The organism is Salmonirosea aquatica, from assembly GCF_009296315.1.
Classification (GTDB): Bacteria; Bacteroidota; Bacteroidia; order Cytophagales; family Spirosomataceae; genus Salmonirosea; species Salmonirosea aquatica.
The window spans coordinates 61,309-81,898 of sequence record NZ_WHLY01000002.1 but is presented as its reverse complement, the minus strand read 5'-3'; the positions used below and the strand labels follow the sequence as shown (position 1 = coordinate 81,898).

The 20,590-nt window shown below is 49.3% G+C and carries 19 protein-coding genes; 11 read left to right on the top strand and 8 right to left on the bottom strand.

Features of this window, described 5'->3' with window-relative positions; all coding sequences use genetic code 11:
- Positions 1 to 41 precede the first annotated feature (41 nt).
- The gene (locus tag GBK04_RS01315) at positions 42 to 1,538 is read left to right on the top strand and encodes a vitamin K epoxide reductase family protein (RefSeq protein ID WP_152756191.1); all 1,497 of its coding nucleotides are present in this window, start codon (positions 42 to 44) and stop codon (positions 1,536 to 1,538) included.
- 46 nt (positions 1,539 to 1,584) lie between these two features.
- Here the strand turns inward: GBK04_RS01315 and GBK04_RS01310 are convergent, their stop codons facing one another.
- Complete coding sequence (locus tag GBK04_RS01310; protein ID WP_152756189.1) at positions 1,585 to 2,730, bottom strand: sensor histidine kinase; 1,146 nt, start codon at positions 2,728 to 2,730, stop codon at positions 1,585 to 1,587.
- 135 nt (positions 2,731 to 2,865) lie between these two features.
- On the bottom strand, positions 2,866 to 3,780 hold the full coding sequence (locus tag GBK04_RS01305) for a DUF2911 domain-containing protein (protein ID WP_152756187.1): 915 nt from the start codon (positions 3,778 to 3,780) through the stop codon (positions 2,866 to 2,868).
- Between the two features lie 80 nt (positions 3,781 to 3,860).
- Here GBK04_RS01305 and GBK04_RS30205 point away from each other — a divergent pair, with 80 nt between their 5' ends.
- A complete protein-coding gene (locus GBK04_RS30205; protein WP_373330611.1) occupies positions 3,861 to 4,115 on the top strand; it encodes an NUDIX hydrolase in 255 nt (84 codons plus the stop codon).
- The gene (locus tag GBK04_RS30200; RefSeq protein ID WP_373330610.1) at positions 4,112 to 4,399 is read left to right on the top strand and encodes an NUDIX domain-containing protein; all 288 of its coding nucleotides are present in this window, start codon (positions 4,112 to 4,114) and stop codon (positions 4,397 to 4,399) included. The genes GBK04_RS30205 and GBK04_RS30200 overlap by 4 nt, the downstream gene beginning before the upstream one ends.
- On the opposite strand, the gene GBK04_RS01295 is transcribed toward GBK04_RS30200, so the two are convergent.
- The 6 genes from GBK04_RS01295 to GBK04_RS01270 all read right to left on the bottom strand — a co-directional run bounded on the left by GBK04_RS01295 (position 4,389) and on the right by GBK04_RS01270 (position 11,114).
- Positions 4,389 to 6,038, bottom strand: coding sequence for a S8 family serine peptidase (locus tag GBK04_RS01295; RefSeq protein ID WP_152756185.1), 1,650 nt, complete (start codon positions 6,036 to 6,038; stop codon positions 4,389 to 4,391). The genes GBK04_RS30200 and GBK04_RS01295 overlap by 11 nt on opposite strands.
- On the bottom strand, positions 6,035 to 6,712 hold the full coding sequence (locus GBK04_RS01290; RefSeq protein ID WP_152756183.1) for a hypothetical protein: 678 nt from the start codon (positions 6,710 to 6,712) through the stop codon (positions 6,035 to 6,037). Before GBK04_RS01290 ends, GBK04_RS01295 begins: the two co-directional genes overlap by 4 nt.
- A gap of 29 nt (positions 6,713 to 6,741) precedes the next feature.
- Positions 6,742 to 7,986 (bottom strand): 3-phosphoshikimate 1-carboxyvinyltransferase, encoded by a 1,245-nt coding sequence (locus tag GBK04_RS01285; RefSeq protein WP_152756182.1) that lies wholly within the window; start codon positions 7,984 to 7,986, stop codon positions 6,742 to 6,744.
- Positions 7,987 to 8,130: 144 nt separating this feature from the next.
- On the bottom strand, positions 8,131 to 8,745 hold the full coding sequence (locus tag GBK04_RS01280) for a hypothetical protein (protein WP_152756180.1): 615 nt from the start codon (positions 8,743 to 8,745) through the stop codon (positions 8,131 to 8,133).
- A 59-nt stretch (positions 8,746 to 8,804) separates the two neighbouring features.
- Positions 8,805 to 9,419 carry a DUF502 domain-containing protein gene (locus tag GBK04_RS01275; RefSeq protein WP_152756178.1) on the bottom strand — a complete coding sequence of 205 codons (615 nt, stop codon included), beginning with the start codon at positions 9,417 to 9,419 and terminating at the stop codon, positions 8,805 to 8,807.
- 90 nt (positions 9,420 to 9,509) lie between these two features.
- A complete protein-coding gene (locus tag GBK04_RS01270; protein WP_152756176.1) occupies positions 9,510 to 11,114 on the bottom strand; it encodes a DUF4139 domain-containing protein in 1,605 nt (534 codons plus the stop codon).
- Positions 11,115 to 11,247: 133 nt separating this feature from the next.
- Between GBK04_RS01270 and GBK04_RS01265 the strand changes: the two genes are divergently transcribed.
- The 8 genes from GBK04_RS01265 to GBK04_RS01230 all read left to right on the top strand — a co-directional run bounded on the left by GBK04_RS01265 (position 11,248) and on the right by GBK04_RS01230 (position 20,222).
- Complete coding sequence (locus GBK04_RS01265) at positions 11,248 to 12,324, top strand: Ldh family oxidoreductase (RefSeq protein WP_152756174.1); 1,077 nt, start codon at positions 11,248 to 11,250, stop codon at positions 12,322 to 12,324.
- Between the two features lie 143 nt (positions 12,325 to 12,467).
- On the top strand, positions 12,468 to 13,505 hold the full coding sequence (gene mltG, locus GBK04_RS01260) for an endolytic transglycosylase MltG (protein WP_152756172.1): 1,038 nt from the start codon (positions 12,468 to 12,470) through the stop codon (positions 13,503 to 13,505).
- Between the two features lie 7 nt (positions 13,506 to 13,512).
- Positions 13,513 to 13,926 (top strand): acyl-CoA thioesterase, encoded by a 414-nt coding sequence (locus GBK04_RS01255; RefSeq protein WP_152756170.1) that lies wholly within the window; start codon positions 13,513 to 13,515, stop codon positions 13,924 to 13,926.
- A gap of 10 nt (positions 13,927 to 13,936) precedes the next feature.
- Positions 13,937 to 14,851: a YihY/virulence factor BrkB family protein gene (locus GBK04_RS01250; protein ID WP_152756169.1), complete on the top strand. Its 915-nt coding sequence runs from the start codon at positions 13,937 to 13,939 to the stop codon at positions 14,849 to 14,851.
- Between the two features lie 312 nt (positions 14,852 to 15,163).
- Positions 15,164 to 16,168: a glycosyltransferase gene (locus GBK04_RS01245; protein ID WP_152756167.1), complete on the top strand. Its 1,005-nt coding sequence runs from the start codon at positions 15,164 to 15,166 to the stop codon at positions 16,166 to 16,168.
- A gap of 57 nt (positions 16,169 to 16,225) precedes the next feature.
- Positions 16,226 to 16,852 carry an L-threonylcarbamoyladenylate synthase gene (locus GBK04_RS01240; protein WP_373330609.1) on the top strand — a complete coding sequence of 209 codons (627 nt, stop codon included), beginning with the start codon at positions 16,226 to 16,228 and terminating at the stop codon, positions 16,850 to 16,852.
- Between the two features lie 134 nt (positions 16,853 to 16,986).
- The gene (locus GBK04_RS01235) at positions 16,987 to 17,652 is read left to right on the top strand and encodes a WbqC family protein (RefSeq protein ID WP_152756166.1); all 666 of its coding nucleotides are present in this window, start codon (positions 16,987 to 16,989) and stop codon (positions 17,650 to 17,652) included.
- A gap of 38 nt (positions 17,653 to 17,690) precedes the next feature.
- Positions 17,691 to 20,222 carry an ATP-dependent Clp protease ATP-binding subunit gene (locus GBK04_RS01230; protein ID WP_152756164.1) on the top strand — a complete coding sequence of 844 codons (2,532 nt, stop codon included), beginning with the start codon at positions 17,691 to 17,693 and terminating at the stop codon, positions 20,220 to 20,222.
- Positions 20,223 to 20,590 lie beyond the last annotated feature (368 nt).

The following is a 20,590-nucleotide window of genomic DNA, read 5'->3' as shown; positions in this document are numbered from 1 at the left end:
CAGCCATTTGAAGGCTGGCAGCTTTTTGTTTGAAAACCTGTATGGAAAACGGAATGGGTGAACGCGGCGTGACGCGCCCGATGATGAAAATGGATCAGGATGGGGGTACCTCCAAAGGTGAGTCCATGAAAATGACCCACCACGACCGGATGGATATGCTGATGATGCACCACAAGCAAACGTTGTGGGTGTATTGGCTGGTCGTGATTTTGGGCTTCTGGGTATTGCTTTCGCCTTTGACTTTCGATTACGGAAAAAATCCCTTTCTGCCTAGCGGGGGGCGGAGCGTTTGGTTGTCGTTGGACGCCCGGGTGTTGGCCATGAAGTGGAGCGACATCGTCTGTGGTATCCTGCTGATTGTTTTTGGTTGGCGTTCTCTAACCTCCAACCGGCCCATAAGTGTTTGGATTTGCTGTTTTGTGGGTATCTGGCTCAGCATGGCTCCCTTGGTTTTCTGGTCTCCCTCGGCCCTTGCCTATATGAACGATACCCTGGTAGGGGCGCTGGTTATGGGGCTCACGGTACTGATTCCCGGCATGCCCAATATGATCATGTACATGGAAATGGGCTCAGAGGTACCCCCAGGCTGGACCTACAATCCATCAAGCTGGCCGCAGCGTTGGATCATGATCGTTACCGGTTTTATGGGTTGGATGGTGTCGCGCTATTTGGCGGCGTTTCAGCTAGGGTACCTGGATACGGTCTGGGATCCATTTTTTGGACATAGTTCGATTGAGGTACTTAATTCTTCCATGTCGCATGCCATGCCTGTTTCGGATGCCGGGCTAGGCTCACTCGCGTATACCTTTGAATTCCTGATGGGGTTTATGGGCAGTCCGGCGCGCTGGCGTACCATGCCCTGGATGGTTACGTTCTTTGGCATTCTGGTCATTCCGCTGGGACTGGTGCATATTTTCCTGGTCATTTCTCAGCCGGTCTTGGTGGGTGCCTGGTGTACCCTGTGTATTGTTCCGGCACTGATCATGCTACCCATGCTGCCGCTGGAAGGAGATGAGGTGATAGCCATGTTCCAGTTCATTAAAAAAGCCCGAAAACGCGGCGACAATTTATGGAAGGTATTCTGGTTCGGTGGCAGCCTCGACAGCATGGATCAGGATAAGCGATCACCCGAACTGGTTAAGTTTCCCGACGAGAAAAACTCGATTTTTCAGGCATCCATCTGGGGGATGAGCTTTCCCTGGACCCTGACGATTTCTATGCTTTTGGGTATTATTCTGGTGTTTATACCCGATATTTTCGGCGATACGATCCAGACTCAATCCGCTACGGTCAACCACCTGGGAGGGGCGCTGATTGTGGTAGTATCCGTGATCAGTATGGGTGAAGTGTTCCGGATAGGTCGCTACCTCAATGTCCTGCTCGGAGTAGGCTTAGCGATCAGCATCTGGTTCACGGAGTACCCTTCGCTTGGGCTTGCCCTGGCTTCCACTATTTTGGGTGTAGCTGCCGCCGCTCTGGCGCTACCAAAAGGTACCCAGACAGAACACTATGGCGATTGGGACGAGTACGTACGGTAGGTGCCCGATTTGAATCAATCCGTATCGGACCGCGAGCCAATGGGTTTTATTCCGTTCGCTGGAAATCATGGATGGTTTTGGGATTTTTAGGAATGGTGAAGAAAAAATCACTGCCTTTTCCCGGTGAGCTTTGCACCCAGATTTTTCCACCGTGTGTTTCGATGATTTTCTTGCAGGTAGCTAACCCTACGCCAGTTCCGGGATATTCCTGACGGCCGTGCAACCGCTGAAATACGAGGAAGATTTTGTTGAAGTAGGTTTCATCGATCCCAATTCCATTATCACTCACACAAAACAGCCAATCGTCGGGCTTTTCCCGAGCCCAAATCTCGATCTCAGGTACACTCCCTTTTTTGCTGTATTTGATTGCATTGCCGATCAGGTTTTGCATTACCCGCTTTATGTCATTTCGGGCTACCCAAAGCACAGGCAGCGGACTAACCCTCATCTGTGCTCCGCTGGCACTAATTTCGTTTTGAAGTTCTTCCAGTGTTTCGGCCATGAGGATATCCATGTCGACCTGGGCGAATTCCTGATTCAGACCGGTTTGAGAAAAATCCAGTAAATCATTGATCAAGGTACGCATCCGATTAGCCGAACTGGCGGTAGTCCTAACCAGTTTCAGGCCCGCTTCGTCCAATTGGCTGGCATACCGACTTTCAAGCAGCCCAAGGTACCCCTCGATCGTTTTAAGAGGTGACTGCAGGTCATGTGAGGCCACATAGGCAAACTGGTTCAATTCTTCATTGGCCATTTCGAGCGTTTGCAGGGCTTTCTGTCTGTATTTTAATTCGTGCTCAAACTCCTGCGAAGTTTTCAGCCCCACCGCATCATCGAAGTACTTCACCAGAGCCACCACCGTAGCAATGGAAACAATACCGGCCAAAAAGCGAACGAGTGCGCTGATTCGATAGACGGGTACCCAAAAAATGAAAGCATCGACCAGGTGGGTGAGCCCGCATAAGAGAATGAATGCTCCGAAAAGCCAAAAGACTCTTTTGAGCGGAACACCCTGCTTAACGAATATGAAGCGAAGCAAAATAACGGGAATGCACATATAAGCCAGCCAAATCATTAAATCCGAAATGATGTAGAGCCAGCCGTGGAAGTCGGACCATGTGCCGCATTGCCAACGCGGCGGCCAGTCGGATGAATCGCCTAGCCTAGAGAAAAATTCAATAATCTCTTCCATAGAAAACACCGGTAAATAGGAGCGTCGTGGGTTGTGCGATAGGAAGTACGAAAATAGCTTTGGACCAAACGTAAAGCAACAAAAAAAGCCCGCTGTTTCTGACAGCGGGCTTTTTTTGTTGCTTGGGAAAAAGGCTTATTTCTTCTTCCCTTTCGCACCTTTGACCATATTGGCAGCATTGGTAGCCGCGGCGGCTACCATCGCCTGCATGTTCTTCAGACCATTTTCAATCTGGGGACCCATAAAACTGAATGCGCTGTCGCCGGAGGTTTTTCCCATCGCCAGCGCTTTTTGAGCCAAAGGAATGGCTTCTGCTACCTTGCCCATTTTGGCCAGTATCTGCGCTTTCAGCCACACGTTGCGGAATGTTTCTTTCAAACCAATGGACTTATCAGCCATGGCCAGCGCCTGAGACAGGTTTTTGCCTTTAGAAAGCATGTAGCTGGCGGCATTCTGTAAGGTGTTGGGATCTTCGGGTTTTTCCATGACGGCCTTATCCATAGCCATCATCGTAATGTCGGTGGTCATAACCGCCAGGGGTACGGGTACGTTTACGGTACCCCAGCCAATGTTGAGATAGGCGGTGCTGTCGGTAACATCAGAAAAGCCAATCGTGAAGGATTCCATAAACTCAGACGCCGAAGCAGGCATTACCATCACCCGCACGGCGTCCTGCGATTCCTTGTAGCTTTCTTCGCTGGCTTGGGTGTCCTTATTCAGAATGACGGTCCATTGCCCACTCTGAGGAATAGAAAAAAGCGCATACTTGCCGGCAGGTACCTTTTTGCCTCCGAACATGAAATCGGTGGAAGCCTCCAGGGTAGTGGCGGCATTAGCGCCGGTCCGCCAGGTTCTGCCGTTGGAAACGACGGCGCTATCCCCAAAAACAGTCCGGCCTTTGGCGGATGGGCGCGAGTAGGTGACGGTGAAGTCAGTCACGCCCACGGTTTGCATCACACTGGCTGCCGGGCTGGGCTGAGGGGTACGTTGCGCCAGGGAGGTACTCAGTAACCCTACCACCAGTATAAATGCCAAATAATACTTTTTCATGGTTGTGTTTTTTTGTTTTTAGATTAACTGTTGAATTTAGGGGCGAAATTAAGCGAATAAAACAACAAACCCTACCGCCTATGCACCGGCATGCCCTGTTGGCTATGTTAAATAATCATGTTCCGGCGGATGAATTCGAGTGGGACATGTGGCTCAGGACCATTGCCTTTGTCGAAGAAAATCCGAATTGCTTCGAGCGCTCGCTCAAGGCGGGTCATGTTACAGCCTCCGCCTGGGTTGTGTCGCCCGACCGGCAGCAGGTACTTCTGATGCACCATCGCAAATTAAACCGCTGGTTTCAGCCCGGGGCCATTGCGACGGAAATCCTGATGTGAGGGGAGTAGCCCTGAGGGAAGTATGGGAAGAAACCGGGGTGAAAGCCATGCCCCTCGGTACGGGTATTTTCGATGTGGACGTACACACCATTCCGGCCAACAGTCGGGAGGCCGCCCACTACCATTACGATATTCGTTTCCTGTTGGAAGCTGATCCGGTCCAGAAAATTGAACGGAACCACGAGGCCAAAGAAGTACGCTGGGTACCCATGGAAGAGGCGAGGCTGTACAATGCCTCCGAGTCTATTCTGCGGATGTGGCGCAAAAACAGCCCTAACGTTTAATGAATTTCAGCACACGTACAGACTGAGGGGTACTTATTTTGACAAAATAGAGTCCGGGCGTGAAAGCCGCCACCGAGATTCCGACGTCCATTCTGGTAACGGGTATCCTCCGGGTCAGCGCTATTCCTGAATTACTGATAATCTGTACTTCGGTGGAAGAAGGTACCTGACTGCCGAACCGAATGTAAACGGCGTCCTGGGCTGGATTCGGATAAAGAACAGCAGTAGTGAGCGGGGTAGGTTCCGTAGCCAAGGGCGAGTAGTCTTGCAAGATAATCTCCTGCGCGCGTTGTACCACAGGTACCCCATAGCCCAGCAAAGAATCAGGGTTTGCTGCCTGATGCCCGGATTTTACTAAAACTTCCCGCAATTGTTGAGCCGTCAGATTCGGATGGGCTTGCCATAGATCGGCGGCCAGACCCGCAATCAGGGGAGCCGAAAAAGAGGTACCATTGCCCGTAGAAACGCCCCCGGTACCCAAATCGTTGCCAATGACCGTGCCTGCTCCCTGTGCCGCTACATCGGGTTTGATCCGGCCGTCGGCCGTGGGGCCCACCGAACTAAAAGGCGCATAGGTACGATTGGAAAATACAGCGCCAACCGCCAGTATGGAATCGGCATCGGCGGGAGCGGTAATGTAGCGCCAGGCATTGTTGCCCTCGTTGCCCGCAGAATTAACCAGCAGCATGCCGGTACGGGCCACGTGCCGGGCTCCCCGGGTTACCAGGGCGGTCTTGCCGTCCATTTGGGCCCGCGTATAATCGTAGGCTGGATCATCGAAAAGATTGTATCCCAGCGAACAGGAAATAATATCCGCTCCCAGGCTATCGGCCCGCTCGGCGGCCAGAATCCAGGTTGCTTCCTCATAGGGCGTTTCGCTGTATTCATTTTCAGTACGGTACAACACAAAACTTGCCTCAGGGGCGGCGCCTACCATCACGCCCGGTTGGTTGGCAGCTATGGTAGAGAGGCAGTTGAGACCGTGAAAGTGGTCATCGTACACATTGGTATTCCGGGAAATGAAATCGTAAGTATCGAGTATCCTTTTGGAATCAAACAGGGGTTTGAGGTAGACCAGCTCGTTCGCGCGCGAGAACCCGGCGTCCAGTACGGCGATAATTATTCCCTGGCCCTGAAAGCCATTATCGTTGAGTTCGGGTACCCCCAGCATAGCCAACTGATCCCGCATGCGTCCATGGTCTACAGTTTCCTGGGTACCAAATTTTTCGTTCACCGCGCCCAGCCGGGCAATGCCTGCTGTGGTGGCGGGGGCCAGGGGTAGGTTCCGTTCGATACCTTTAAAAAATGGCAAATTGCGGATGGCTGTCAATTGTGCGTCAGAGGCTTCTACAAGCGCTCCATTGAGCCAGCGGGTTGTATAGAGTACCTTCGCTCCAGTCTGCCCGATGGCCTGTATGTACGTAGGATTCACGGGAAAATCGGCCGGGGTAATGGCCACGCCATGCCGTTGCCGACGGGCGATAGCCCGTGCTGAAAGGTAGGCCTCCGGATTTTGGATAGTGAAAGGCGTGTTGGCTTTGTCCTTGAAATAGACAAGATAGCGTGGTAAACTCTGGGCTTTTCCCGACCCTACGCAGAAGCATACCAGTAAGCAGCCAAGGATGAAAAAATTCCTCATTTGGTAAAATTGGTTAGCGTGGATACTTGTGAATATCCGTAGTCTATAATGCCCTTGCCCTGGCAGTCGGGAGTGCCACAATATTGTACAAAGGTCCGTTCGCGCTGGATCAGGCCAATGCCCTCGGCATAAATCTCCTGGCTTCGTCGCAGTGAAAGGAGCGTCGAATCGTTCTGCTGAACTACAGTCAGCGTGTTGTCGAAGGTACCTCCCGCGGTTTCTCGGGGTTTATTGGCCGAAGTGATTTCATACAATTGTTCAGTCATCGTATTGAATAAATTTCCGTTCCAGCGGGAGCGTTCATAAGCGGGAAACTGGATTTTGACGAAGGTATCCCCGTTTTCAGCCCGCAAAGCCCGGGTTTCGGTACGCCAGGCTATAAAGACCGAATCGGCAACCCATTCGCCCTGTGGGTTTTCCACTCTCCGTTCAATCGGATAAACGTCCTGCCCGGCAGCGTCGGTATATTTTTCTCCTACAGTCTCACTGATTTTGTACCGACGGATTAAGGGTGCCTGAGCCAATGCGTAGGTAGTTTCGACTACGTCATATTCAGCCCTCTGCCCGGTATTGAGTGGAAAGTATTCATAACCCGGACTGCTGGGCGGGTTGGAAACACGCTCGCACCCCAGGCTAGTGAGCAAAATGAGAACGAATAGCCGGAAACGGTACATGAGAACGGATAGGGATGGACCGATGGGGTTCAGGAAAGTTGAGGTTCCTCGATTCGCGTCACCTGACCCAGGTGTTCCCAGAAGCTTGGATAGGACTTCACCACCACCCCCGGATCGTCGATTTGTACGGGACGTACCATGCCTATCGGGGCAAAAGCAAGGGCCATACGGTGATCGTCGTAGGTGTGGATGGCAGGGGTACCCTGGGGGTCTGGATCGGAGAGAATGCGGACTTCATAGCGATGGTTCGGTTCTATTTCACGAAGTTCCGCCCCGAGTTTGCTGAGTTCCTGTTGCAGGGCATAAATGCGGTCTGTTTCTTTGATTTTCAGACTTTCGACACCCGTCATGGACAAGTGAATGTTTTTCATCGCGCAGCATACCGCCACCGTCTGAGCCAGGTCAGGACAGTGGGTAAAGTCCCAACCGAGGGCCGGGGCGGCGGTCGTTTTTTGCAGCAGAACGCCACGATTCGTGAAGGTACTTTGTACGCCCAGGTGTTCCATGATATCCACAATGGCACTGTCACCCTGTAGGGAATCTTCTTTTAAACCCAGCAATTCTACTTCGGCATCCTCAGCCAACGCCACAATGCTGTACCAGTAGCTTGCTCCCGACCAATCCGATTCGATGGCATAAGGCCGGGGTTCGTACGCCTGGGCCGCTATCGTGATCGTTTTGGCATTCCAATCCGCTTTGTATTCAATGCCAAAGCTAGCCATTTGGTGAAGCGTCATTTCGATATAAGGTAGTGAACCTATTTCGCCTTCCAGCGTGAGCTTGAGACCTCGGGGCAGGAGGGGGGCTACCATCAAAAGCGCCGATATATACTGGCTACTCACATCACCCCGAATCGTCAGGTGATTGGATTCCGATGCCTTAAAACCTTCCAGACGCAACGGAGGGTACCCTTCTTTATTTTCATAAGTAATGTTGGCCCCCAACTCACGCAGGGCGTCCACCAGTAATCCGATGGGCCGTTCGCACATGCGCGGGGTACCCGTCAGGATTTTGTGTTGATTGGTCACGGCAAAGTAGGCCGTCAGAAAACGCATGGTGGTACCCGCATCGATCACATCGGCCACAGAGTCGGATGAAGCCAGCAGGCGTTGCATGGTCTGGCTATCGCGGGCTTCTGAAATATTGGACAGGTCGCTCTTGAAACCGGTCAGGGCGTTGATGATCAAGGCCCGGTTGCATTCGCTTTTGGAAGCAGCCAGTCTTATTTCGGCCCGGATCGGTCTTTGCGGGGGATGGACAAGCAGGGAATTCATGTACTTGGTTGACAGTGTTTTTTACTTTTGAGACTATATTTTCTGAGGCTTTGGTGGAAAGCGGACTTCCAGACAGGTACTTATGAAAACTTTGAAGAGACAGGTATCTGATGGGTTTGGCAAAAAATCAGAATTCACGATCTATCAATACGTTTGGAGTACCTTAACGCGGTTACGGCCTTTGATTTTGACGGAGGGAAAGCTTAGCTTGTAGCAAAGAAATCCGGTTACGGCCAGCGCCCCACCTACCACCAGAGCCTGGGTGTCGGTAGTGAATCGCTTGCCGTCGAGGCCTTTGTTGAAAAAATCGGCCCCCACAAACACCAGCCCCGCAATGGGTAGCAATACCGACCCCTCCGTAACCCAGGGTATGCGGCGGTAGGTCTTGATCCTTTTGATTTCCTGCAATTTGATTTCATGGCCCTCCATACGCCGGGCCGCTTCGTTGACCAGCAGAAAGGTAAAGCTGCTGTCGGAAACGCTGTAAATTTCTTCGTTGAAGCGGTTTGGATCGCCTTTAATCCGAAAACGGATGCGATCGCCGGGAAAGTAGCGGTAGCGGTGGAAACTGCCGATCATCGGTGAAGCATCCAGAACCAGGTACCTCTGCCCGGCTTTGGTAATGGCCCGTCTGCTATCATTCTTTTTGAGGAAAAGCTCTTCGCTCGTCAACGCCTTCGACGGATCATAATGATCCTGGGCGAAGGCCCGGCTCTGAAATGCCAGGATGAAAACCAGTAAAACAATGAGAGCTTTCATGACAATTTGTTGACTACACTATCCTTCGTTCGGCCTTCGATGTACCCTATGGGTCAGGCTTAGTCTTCGTCCTGTATTTGCCCTTTGGTCGAAACCCCACCCGACACGATCATCTTCATAATATCGGTACTTGTGGCATTCAGAAGCGTAACGTTGGCGATCGGCACAATGAACAGTTCGCCGGAAAATGCGTACGAATGCGGCATATAGACGGCAATATAATCCTTTATATGCAAATGACTCAAATCGGTTTGGGTAATAAAACCCAATTTCTTGATGTCGGATTCACGGTTGATCGTGACCAGTACGGGTTGGTTGAACTTCTTTTTATCCCCTACGAAGGCCGTAATCAGATCCTTAACCGAATAGAATATCAGGTTCACCAGCGGAATTTTCCGCAGAATGCGTTCGGTAAATTTGAAGAAAGACTGGGGTACCACCGTGGAGAAGAAAAATCCCAGCAGAATGATGCCCACCAGGATAATCAACATGCCCAGCCCTGGCAGATAGATGGATTTGTTTTGGGAAATGGGAATGGAAATGGGCAGAATCCCATCGAGGGTTTCTACCCCCGTCCAGATAATCAGAATTGTAAAATACAAAGGCGCCACCAAAATGAGCCCCCGGACAAAATAGCCGAAGATCCGATTCAGGAAGGTGTTATTGAGGTTCATTATCTGGTAACAAAAGTTGACGATCGACGCACGATATTCGACCTGAGACTAAGATGTGATCGAACATCGTGGGTCAAATGTCCAAAAAATCTAAAAAACTACCGTCCGACCCTTCGGATATTTGATCTCGAACCGGATGTCAAAAGTACGGTTTTCATTCGGTTTTAGATTAATATCCCAGCTAAGCTTACCGGTTTCCGGATTGCGTTTCGCTCCTGAAACTTCTTCTACATTGACTTCGATATCGCTGTTCTGCGATATGGGTACCTGATCTTCCAGGGTGAGCTGTACCGCTTCGGGTTTGGTATTCCGTACCGTAATCCGATACGTGACCGTTTCGCGAATATTGCTGCCAATGAAGCGCTTGCTGCTAAACTCATTCAGTCGTTCACGCTCCACAATTACTTTTTTGTCACGTCCCAGCGACAGCGTCAGCGTATCGTTCGTATTCTGGGTAGTCAACTGTGTTTCACCCACGTAGGTTCCTTGAAAATAGACATTCGCGGTACCGTTTAATAAATTGTATTTTTCCCATCCGCTAAGTTGGGCCACCAGGAAGGCGTCCTGATCCAGTTTCGGGATGGCAAAGTGGCGGAATGTAGCCGGAACTTCATGTCGGGCGATGTCCACCAGTTGGGGCTGATTGCCCGTGGGAATGTCGTAGGGAAGGGCGATATCGAAGGTCACAGATAAATCGTTTACTTCAATTTGTGTGAAATCTGCAGAAGACTGAACATCGGCCATGGGGGCGGCGGCTTCCACCACGGACCCTTTGATAGCAGGGGCAGCAGAAAATTTTGCCATTTCCCTTCGCATCACAATCGGCTGAGGGAAATCTACATATTGCGTCGTCAGTTCGGGCTTGTTGCCACCCAGCGCAGGATTGTAGGTCGAGAGGGTAAGCTTTATGTTCTCCCAATTTTGTCCGGTGTTCTGGTATACCTGGGCTTTATAGGAAAGGCTCACCGGCTGTTGAGTGTCTTTTACGCGAAGGTCGTATACAGGCCGCCATCCGGCGCCGTTCACGACGTATGAAATATCCAGATTTAAGGTTGTGCGTGCAGAAGCTGTCAGACTTACCTCGATGCCACCCGTGGGCTGTTTGCGGCGGTTTTGCCAATCCGAGAGCTGGTTCTGAATATTTTTCTCCTGTTCTTTCCATGCCGTGAGTTGCTCTTTGATTCTAAGGAGTTTGGTACCTATGTCGGTCAAGCGCTCCCGGTAAAAATTTGCCAGCTCTTTCAACTCGGTCACTTTCACTCCCGAAGCCGAACCGCTCACCTGCTTATTGATCAGAATCAACTTCTTTTCTTCTTCCAGTACCGAATACGACAATTCGGCGGCGGCGATGTCGTCCTGCACAGTGCGCAGGGTATCATCGAGGCGCTGGATGTTGGCAGGCCGAGGCGCATTGCGCAGGTAGTCGCGCACGAACCGGACCCCCGTTATGATGGCATTGCCCGTACCTGTTACCTGCATACTATTGGGATCTATCGTGAGTGGAATATTCTCGACCAATACCCGCTGCTCCCCGGCCTGAATCGTAGTTTTTGCCGTGGCGGTGAGTTCGGCCCGGTTCAGAAAAATAGTGGCGTGGGTGAGGGTAGGGGATACAGTTTGCGGAGAATTTGTCTGGGAAAAAGCCGCGCTTAGGGTACCCCAGGCTAAGGTTAAAAAGAAAATAATATTTCGCATGGCAAGGTAGGTTTACGTAAATACTGATTTTGTAACGTGGGTGGGTGAAGTGATATTTGTACGTTTGTGCTGGCAAAGTTTGCCATTTATTAGTTCAGATCGAAAAGTACCCTATACGTTTAAATGTGCTCCCATGTACCAGGCCGATTATTTACAGAGTTTTGTTAAGAACGTTTTTCAAAAAATTGGTTGTCCGCCCCAGGAAGCGCTACTGGCTTCCGAAGTGCTGATCAGTGCCGATCTGCGCGGGGTAGATTCCCACGGCATTGCCCGCCTGGCGGGTTACGTGCGTCTGTACGATAACGGTCGGCTCAATCCCACGCCGCAGGTGCGTGTCGTGTACGAAACCCTCAGCACCGCAACCGTAGATGGCGACCGGGGGCTTGGGCTGGTGGTAGCACCCCAGGCGATGCGCATTGCTATGGAAAAAGCGGCCAAGGTAGGTTCGGGCTGGGTGTCGGTGCGAAATTCCAATCATTTCGGCATTGCGGGCTACCATGCCATGATGGCTCTCGAGAAAGACATGATCGGCTGGACCATGACTAATGCCGCTCCGCTCGTTACGCCTACCTTTTCGTTGGACAAGCTGCTAGGTACCAATCCACTGGCGGTGGCTGTACCCACCCGAAACGAACCGCCCTTCGTCGCTGACTTTGCCTCTACGGCCGTGGCATACGGTAAATTCGAGATTCTGCAAAGGCAGGGGCTGCCCGCACCGCTGGGTTGGGCGCAAGATGCCGAGGGAAACCCCACCGATGATTCCAACGCCGTAAAAAGTGGGGGAGGACTGCTGCCACTAGGGTCTGATCGGGAGCACGGTAGTCACAAAGGGTATGGCCTGGGCGCTATCGTGGATATCTTCTCGGGAGTACTTTCGGGTGCCAACTACGGCCCTTGGGTACCCCCTTTCGCCACGGCTGGCTTCATGGCGGCACAGGCAGGCGTCGGATTGGGTACGGGACACTTTTTAGGGGCTATGTGCGTTGATGGATTTCGGCCCGTTGAGGAATTTAAAGACAATATGGATCGTTGGATCGGGGCTTTTCGTAAGGCACGGGCGGTGGAGGGAAAGCAGGTCATCATTCCTGGCGACCCCGAGCGCGAAGCCGAAGTGATTCGCCGACAGGAGGGTATTCCTTTGTTAGAGCCTGTGGTACAATCACTGGTCGAGTTGGCCCAACGATTTGAATTAGAATTTACCGTAAAATAAGGGTGAGTACAGGCGGTTGAGACGTAAACTACATTTGACCAAGGAGGTACCTTATGAGTTAACCATTAAGAAATGTAAATTAGACCGACCGTTTTCATTTTTCAACTATCCATCGCACCGGCGACCCGGTTTCAAATATATAGATGTCGCGTAATTTCAAGATAGGGGTTTTCATCACACTCGCTGTTCTCTCCACCACATTTACCTTCTATTTCTGGCAGATCTTCAAGACTCCCAACCTGCAACACGAGAAGCAGGAGAGCTTTGCCTTGTTGATTCCCGAGGGAGCAACCTACCAGTCGGTGCTGGACACGCTGAAAAAGCATGATGTAATCAATGATCAGATTTCCTTCATGTTTCTGGCCAAGCTGCTGAACTACCCCGAGCGGGTCCGCGAAGGGCGTTACGTGATAAAGCCCAATTCGTCCAATTTTCAGGTATTGAAAAAACTACGCGAGGGCGACCAGGATGCTGTGCGCCTGACCTTTAACAACATCCGCTTGAAAGAAGAACTCATCGAGCGCATCGGGCCGCGTTTCGAATTTGGCGAACAGAAGTTCCGCGAGGCGCTCAGCAGCCCCGATCTGGTTCAAAAATATGGCTTCGATACGACCACGATCGTCAGTATGTTCCTGCCCAATACCTACGATATATACTGGAATGTGGGTACCGAAAAGTTCCTCGACCGGATGCACGATGAATACAAGAAATTCTGGACTGACGAGCGCCTGGCCAAAGCCAAGGCCATCAATCTGACGCCAGTGGAGGTGGCTACCCTGGCTTCGATTGTGGAGGAAGAGCAGGCGAGGAAAAAGGACGAACGCCCTAAAGTGGCCGGTATGTACATCAACCGTTTGCAAGCCGGTATGCCGTTGCAAGCCGATCCTACGGTAAAATTTGCCCTGGGCGATTTTGCCATTAAACGCATCCTCACCGCCCAATTGATGGTACCTTCTCCTTATAACACTTACCGGAATACCGGCTTGCCGCCGGGCCCCATTCGTCTGGCCGACCAGGTATCGCTCGATGCCGTGCTTAATTACGAAAAGCATAATTATACCTACATGTGCGCCCGGGCCGACCTATCGGGGTACCATGCCTTTGCCGACAATTATGCCGACCATCTGGCCAATGCGCGGCTGTATCAGGCCGAACTGAACCGGAGGAATATTATGAAATAATTCAAAAATGTTTACCTACGAAGTGAAAGGAATCCGGGTACGGTATGCCGATACGGATCAAATGGGGTACGTATACTACGGAAACTACGCCCGCTATTACGAAATAGGCAGGGTAGAGGCCTTGCGTAGTCTCGACTTCCATTATAAAGTGATGGAGAACGATGGAATCATGATGCCCGTATACGAAAACCGGTCGAGGTACCACCAGCCCGCTCGTTACGACGATTTGCTCAGCATCTATGTAAGTATCCGTACCCTGCCGACTGCCCGGGTGGTTTTTGAGTATGCGATTCGGAATCAGGATGACGTTCTATTAAATACCGGAGAAACGACTCTGGTGTTTCAAAATAGGGTAACGGGGCGACTTTGCATGGCTCCGGCCGATTTGCTGGAAAAACTCTACCCTTACTTCTCGGACTGAACAGTAGCCTATGCTGGAAAAATTACTTCAATATCGTCAGTTTCAGCGGTTCAGCGATTGGCTGAAAACCACCACCCTGTTCCGGGGCTCAGTCACACTGTACGATATTCTGGTAAACCTCCTCGATAAACTCCTGGTCTATGACATCGACCAACGGGCTTCATCCGTAGCTTTCAGCCTGACCCTTTCGGCATTTCCCGCCCTTATTTCTTTTTTTACCCTCATTCCCTACATTCCGGTTGATAATCTGCAAGCTCAGATTATGGATTTCCTGCGCGAGGTGATGCCCAGCAGCATCTATGCCGAAGCACAAACCACCATTTTGGATATCATCAGTCGTCCCCGTCGTGACATCCTGTCAGTAGGTTTTATTCTGACCATTGTTACTTCCACCAATGGGATGGTATCGCTCATGAGCTCATTCAATGTGGTGTATCGGGACGAGGATAAACGGGGTTTTTTCAAAACCCGCGCCATTGCCCTTATGCTTACCATCTTGCTGGCGCTAATCATTTTCCTGTCGGTGGTACTGTTGATCGTAGGCGACGGTGTCATGCAGATTGTCAGTGAATGGAACATCATTCGTGAAACATGGATTATTAACCTAGTGAATGTACTTCGTTATATCACTACGCTTGCCGCACTTACGGTAGGTGTTTCGTTGATCTACCGATTTGCACCGAATCGTCTGGTTCGCCTCTCCTTTTTCAATGCTGGCGCATTTATTGCTTCGGCGCTCATTGTGCTGGCCACCTACGCATTTTCCTTCTATCTTTCTAATTTCGGGACTTACAATAAGCTCTATGGCTCCATAGGTACCATGATTGCTCTCATGGTCTGGATCTATCTGATTGCCCTGCTGCTGATTTTTGGATTTGAAATCAATGCCAGCATTATTATGGCCAGGCGTGCCAAAAAGGGCTAAAAATAAATGCCGGACCTTAGCGATCCGGCATTATATAAAATACCCTAACCCATAAAGACTAAATTTGTGATTTGACAGATACGGACAGTACCCCAAAGGGAGTTGCCGCATTTAACTATCACACACTCAGTCCGCCAAATCTTTATCGAATACCGTGCCAAAAAAATGAGATGATTTAATGACAAAATAAGGCTTTGAAAAATAATTATTTACCGTTTACTCAATCAGGGCATTACTTTATTGGCTAGTGGGAGTTTATAGTACAAAGACTCGGTAAATCCACACCGGGCAGAGTTCTTAATAATTTAGCCTATGAAAATGCCTTTAGTTTCCGTCATCTGTACAACCTACAATCATGAAGATTTCGTGGACGCAGCCCTTGCGTCGGTAGCCCGTCAAACATATCCAAACATTGAATTGATCATTATCGATAACGCTAGTACGGATAGTACCCTGAGTCGTGTCGATCTTTTTTGCCAGCAGAACCCCCACGCTCAACGTATTGCCAACGCCTGGAATAAAGGCCTGTGCTCCGCCTTTAACCAGGGATTGGCGCTGGCTCAGGGTAAGTATGTGATTGACTTCTCGGGGGATGATATATTAATACCTAGCCGGATCGAGCGGCAGGTAGCTTTTTTTGAAAATTTACCCGAAGATTATGGCGTTATTTTTTCCAATGCACTGTACATCGATGCCACAGGCGCACCGGGGCGTTTCCACTATCCTGTCGATGCTACTGGCCGTGTGCAAATCCAAATACCCACAGGAGATGTGTATAAGGACGTCTTGGAACGCTATTTCATTTGTACTCCTACCATGATGATGCGACGTAGTGTGATTGAAGCCCTGGGAGGCTACGACGAATCACTCACGTATGAGGATTTTGATTTTTGGGTGCGTTCGTCGGTACGGTATATGTACGCTTATCAGGATGAGGTACTTACTCATAAAAGGGTACTTCCTGAGTCATTGTCGGGAAAGGTGTATCAGCCGAGAAGCGGTATGTTGCAGTCTACGTTTTCAGTTTGTAATAAAGCATATGATCTTAATCGTAGTCAGGAGGAATTCGATGCCCTAGCCCTCAGAATCCGAACGTTCATCCGGAAATGCTTCTATGCCCAGGAATTTGAGTTGGCCATACGCTTCCGTCATTTGCTGAATTATATCGAGGACCCCGGATTACCTACTGAGTTGATCGTATTCCTTTGCCGTTTGCGGCTTCCCGTCAATTGGGCCTATCGTTTTTATGCCCAGCGGTGGTCAAAAAAACTGACTGGTCGGAGAGGTTTTGATGTAAAATTTGTTACAAATTCGTAGACGTAGTTGTAATTTTACCTAGGTTATTGATTTTCATCTCCTTTTTCTTTCTTAAAAGTGCCTGCTGAACTCATACGAATATATCCCGACAATCCGGACATCCGAAGAATCCGCCAGGTGGCCGATTGCCTGCGGGGTGGAGGGGTGGTCATATATCCCACCGACACGGTGTATGGTTTGGGTTGTGATATTCATAATGCCCGGGCGGTTGAAAAAGTGGCCAGGATCAAGGGCATTAAGCCGCAGAAGAACGATTTTTCGTTCATCTGTTACGATCTCAGTCACATTGCCGATTATGCCAGGGTGAGCAATGCCGCTTTCAAATTAATGAAGAAAGCGCTGCCGGGACCATTTACTTTTATTCTCGAGGCTACCAACCATGTTCCTAAACTACTGAATACCAATAAAAAAACGGTGGGTATCCGGGTTCCGGATAATGAAATTCCCCGGTTTTTCGTGCGTGAATTGGGAAACCCCATCATTACTACTTCCATCAAAGACGATGATGAAGTGATCGAATACTCTACCGATCCTGAGCTTATTTTTGAGAAGTTCCAGCACCAGGTAGATATTGTGGTAGATGGCGGCTATGGGGGCAATGTGGGTTCCACCATCGTGGATGCTACAACCGACGATTTTGAAATAATCCGGGAAGGCCTGGGTGATTTATCCCAATTCCTTTAAAGCGAGAAATTGCATCAAAGGTGGTTTGGAGCCAGATGTATTCCTTTTTGTAAATTATTTTTTATAATTTTTTTGATAATTACCTCGGTCTTTGCCATATTTGGTAATGACTGGTAAATCGGGTAGCCAACGGAATGAAATCTAGGGTACTGCTGGAATTGCATTATCTGCCTTGCCTGGAGTATTTCAGCTGTTTGATGCAATTCGATGAGGTAGTTCTGGATGTGTATGAGCCATATGTTCGGCAGTCATACCGAAACCGCTGCCGGGTGTTGACTGCCAATAAAGTGGACACGCTTACTGTTCCGGTCAAAAACAGAGGACAAGGAGGCACAATTCGCGAGGTTCGCATTGACTATGATCAGCCTTGGCATCGTCGACATTGGGGGTGTCTGCAATCCGCTTACGGGAAATCGCCGTACTTTGAGCATTATTCCCCCGGGCTGGAAGCTCTGTATTATAAAAAGATACCCTTTCTCTTTGATTTTAACTTTGAACTGCTGACATTATGTCTTCATTATTTGGGTGTAAAGAAACACATGACGTACACTTTGTCACCCACTTCAATGATTTCAAATATTTTTGACGCCAGGTCTTTGATAAATGCAAAGAAGAAGACAGATGGTACTGTTTTTTATACACCTTTTCCCTATTATCAAACCTTTGGCAACGATTTTGTATCAAATTTGAGTATCGTTGATTTGCTGTTCAATCAAGGTCCTGAGTCACGACTGATTCTCCAGAATTCAATACCGCCCACAAAGTACCTGAATGAACAAAGCCCGACGGATATTGGTTAATAAACTAGTAGAAGACACTATATTTTTCCTGCCTATACATGGAAGCTAAATTTTCAAATCGAGTAAAAGAAGTAATTACCCTTAGCCGGGAAGAGGCCTTGCGCCTTGGTCACGACTTTATCGGCGCTGAGCACCTGCTGCTCGGTATGATCAGGGAAGGGGATGGCGTAGCCATAGGTCTGCTCAAGAAGTTGGGTGTTTCCCTGGATGAAGTTCGGTTGACTATCGAACAGGCTACGAAGGGTTCTGCCACCAATAATGTCAAGAATCTGCAGAACATTCCTCTGACGCGCCAATCCGAAAAGGTACTTAAAATTACCTACCTGGAAGCCAAGATTTTCAAGAGCCCGTTGATCGGCACGGAACACCTGTTGCTTTCGATCCTGCGGGATGAGGATAATGTGGCTACGCAGATACTGCACCGTTTTAATGTAAACTACGAAGTAATTAAGGAAATGTTAGAATATCAATCATCCGGAACGCCTCCCCGTATGGGTTCCGACACCGATGATGGGGACGATGATCCCCGGAGCGGCATGTTCGGCAGTGGGGGTTCCTCAGGTAAGGAAGCTAAGGGTGCCGAAAAATCAAGGACTCCGGTTCTCGATAATTTTGGCCGTGATTTGACCAAGCTGGCTGAGGTCGGCAAACTGGATCCCATTGTGGGTCGTGAAAAGGAAATCGAGCGGGTAGCTCAGATATTGAGCCGTCGTAAGAAAAACAATCCCATTCTGATCGGTGAACCCGGTGTGGGAAAAACGGCGATCGCCGAAGGTCTGGCGCTCCGCATTGTTCAGAAAAAAGTATCGAGGGTACTGTTTGGCAAACGTGTTGTAACCCTGGATCTAGCTTCACTGGTAGCCGGCACCAAGTACCGGGGCCAGTTCGAAGAGCGCATGAAAGCGGTTATGAATGAATTGGAAAAATCGCCCGATGTGATTCTGTTTATTGACGAGCTGCATACGATTGTGGGTGCAGGGGGAGCTTCGGGCTCTTTGGATGCCTCCAATATGTTCAAGCCGGCTTTGGCACGGGGCGAGATTCAATGCATCGGCGCAACGACCCTTGACGAATACCGCCAGTATATTGAGAAAGACGGAGCTCTGGCCCGCCGTTTTCAGATGGTGATGGTGGATGCTACTTCGGTGGAAGAGACTATTCAGATACTAGAGAATATTAAAGATAAGTACGAGGATCACCACCATGTGAACTATACCTCTGATGCGTTAGAATCTGCGGTAAAACTTTCAGAAAGGTATATTACTGACCGGTTCCTGCCAGATAAAGCTATCGATGTGATGGATGAGGTAGGGGCCCGTGTGCATATCAGCAATATCACGGTGCCGGAGGATATTCTTAAACTGGAAGAGCAGATTGAGAATATCAAACAAGAAAAAAACCGCGTGGTGAAAAGCCAAAAATATGAAGAGGCGGCTCAACTGCGTGATCGTGAGAAAAAACTGATAGACCAACTCGATCGGGCCAAACAGCACTGGGAAGAGGAGACCAAACAGAAGCGTTATACGGTTACCGAGCAAAACGTAGCTGAGGTAGTGGCCATGATGACGGGTATTCCCCTGACTAATGTTTCATTGGATGAAGGCAAGAAATTGCTTAATATGGCCGATGAACTCAAGGGAAAAGTCATTGGACAGAATCCTCCAATTGAGAAACTGGTAAAAGCCATACAACGTACCCGGGTTGGGTTGAAAGATCCTAAAAAACCCATCGGCTCGTTCATCTTTTTGGGACCGACGGGTGTGGGTAAAACGGAGTTGGCGAAGGTACTTGCGACCTACCTATTTGATAAAGACGATGCCCTAGTACGGATCGATATGAGCGAATACATGGAGAAATTTAGCGTATCGCGCTTGGTAGGAGCACCTCCGGGTTATGTAGGTTATGAAGAGGGAGGACAACTCACTGAAAAAATCCGTCGTAAACCGTACAGTGTAGTATTGCTGGATGAAATTGAGAAAGCCCACCCCGATGTATTCAACATTCTGCTGCAAGTGCTGGATGATGGTATCCTGACTGACGGTTTGGGGCGCCGGGTCGATTTCCGGAATACCATAATCATAATGACCTCTAACATCGGAGCGCGCGACCTGAAAGATTTTGGAAGTGGGATCGGTTTCGCCACCAAGAGAAGTGAGAATCAGGATGAGGTTATGCGAAGCACAATTCAGAGTGCGTTACGGAAAGCATTTTCGCCTGAATTCCTCAATCGGTTGGACGATGTGATTGTTTTCAACTCATTGCAACGCGAAGATCTGCATCGTATCATCGACATATCGCTCGATAAGTTGTTCAGCCGTGTTAAAGGACTGGGTTATGAAATCGAACTGACCATTCCGGCTAAGGACTTTCTTTCCGAGAAAGGATATGATCCGCAGTATGGTGCCCGCCCCTTGAATAGGGCCATTCAGAAGTACCTGGAAGATCCGGTTGCTGAAGAAATTTTAAAAGGGGATTTGCGAGATGGTGATGTGTTGGTTGCCGACCATGATGGTAGCAGCGAACAGTTGACCATAAGTGTTAGAAAAAAAGAAGAAGAGGTTGCTAATTAAAGCGAAGGTACCTCGATGTAAGCAAAAAAGACCACTCTTTTCAGGGTGGTCTTTTTTGCTTTATCCCTGCTAAATATTGTTCATTAGAATGGAGAATACATACCTGTTCAATCAATTACTTCAGTCTTATAGGGTACTTAAGATTTTAGGCAATTAACTCAGATAATTAGTAAAAGGGCACAGCCCGGAAAACGGGTAGGAAAATAGTAGCGGGAATTATTTTCCAATAAAGTTACTTTTGTTAAAAGGTTTATCCCCAAGTAGTTATTGTCAAATAATATTACATTAATAAAAATAAAATATCTTTGTTGAAGAATTGGCCTTGTTTTTGAAGATTATGTGTTTTTAAAAGCAGGTCGATGGGCAAC

Bases quoted from the DNA above. Each gene is read 5' to 3' on its own strand.
- GBK04_RS01315 (WP_152756191.1), top strand. From the start codon at position 42: ATGGAAAACGGAATGGGTGAACGCGGCGTGACGCGCCCGATGATGAAA.
- GBK04_RS01310 (WP_152756189.1), bottom strand. From the start codon at position 2,730: ATGGAAGAGATTATTGAATTTTTCTCTAGGCTAGGCGATTCATCCGAC.
- GBK04_RS01305 (WP_152756187.1), bottom strand. From the start codon at position 3,780: ATGAAAAAGTATTATTTGGCATTTATACTGGTGGTAGGGTTACTGAGT.
- GBK04_RS30205 (WP_373330611.1), top strand. From the start codon at position 3,861: ATGCACCGGCATGCCCTGTTGGCTATGTTAAATAATCATGTTCCGGCG.
- GBK04_RS01295 (WP_152756185.1), bottom strand. From the start codon at position 6,038: ATGAGGAATTTTTTCATCCTTGGCTGCTTACTGGTATGCTTCTGCGTA.
- GBK04_RS01290 (WP_152756183.1), bottom strand. From the start codon at position 6,712: ATGTACCGTTTCCGGCTATTCGTTCTCATTTTGCTCACTAGCCTGGGG.
- GBK04_RS01285 (WP_152756182.1), bottom strand. From the start codon at position 7,986: ATGAATTCCCTGCTTGTCCATCCCCCGCAAAGACCGATCCGGGCCGAA.
- GBK04_RS01280 (WP_152756180.1), bottom strand. From the start codon at position 8,745: ATGAAAGCTCTCATTGTTTTACTGGTTTTCATCCTGGCATTTCAGAGC.
- GBK04_RS01275 (WP_152756178.1), bottom strand. From the start codon at position 9,419: ATGAACCTCAATAACACCTTCCTGAATCGGATCTTCGGCTATTTTGTC.
- GBK04_RS01270 (WP_152756176.1), bottom strand. From the start codon at position 11,114: ATGCGAAATATTATTTTCTTTTTAACCTTAGCCTGGGGTACCCTAAGC.
- GBK04_RS01265 (WP_152756174.1), top strand. From the start codon at position 11,248: ATGTACCAGGCCGATTATTTACAGAGTTTTGTTAAGAACGTTTTTCAA.
- mltG (WP_152756172.1), top strand. From the start codon at position 12,468: ATGTCGCGTAATTTCAAGATAGGGGTTTTCATCACACTCGCTGTTCTC.
- GBK04_RS01255 (WP_152756170.1), top strand. From the start codon at position 13,513: ATGTTTACCTACGAAGTGAAAGGAATCCGGGTACGGTATGCCGATACG.
- GBK04_RS01250 (WP_152756169.1), top strand. From the start codon at position 13,937: ATGCTGGAAAAATTACTTCAATATCGTCAGTTTCAGCGGTTCAGCGAT.
- GBK04_RS01245 (WP_152756167.1), top strand. From the start codon at position 15,164: ATGAAAATGCCTTTAGTTTCCGTCATCTGTACAACCTACAATCATGAA.
- GBK04_RS01235 (WP_152756166.1), top strand. From the start codon at position 16,987: ATGAAATCTAGGGTACTGCTGGAATTGCATTATCTGCCTTGCCTGGAG.
- GBK04_RS01230 (WP_152756164.1), top strand. From the start codon at position 17,691: ATGGAAGCTAAATTTTCAAATCGAGTAAAAGAAGTAATTACCCTTAGC.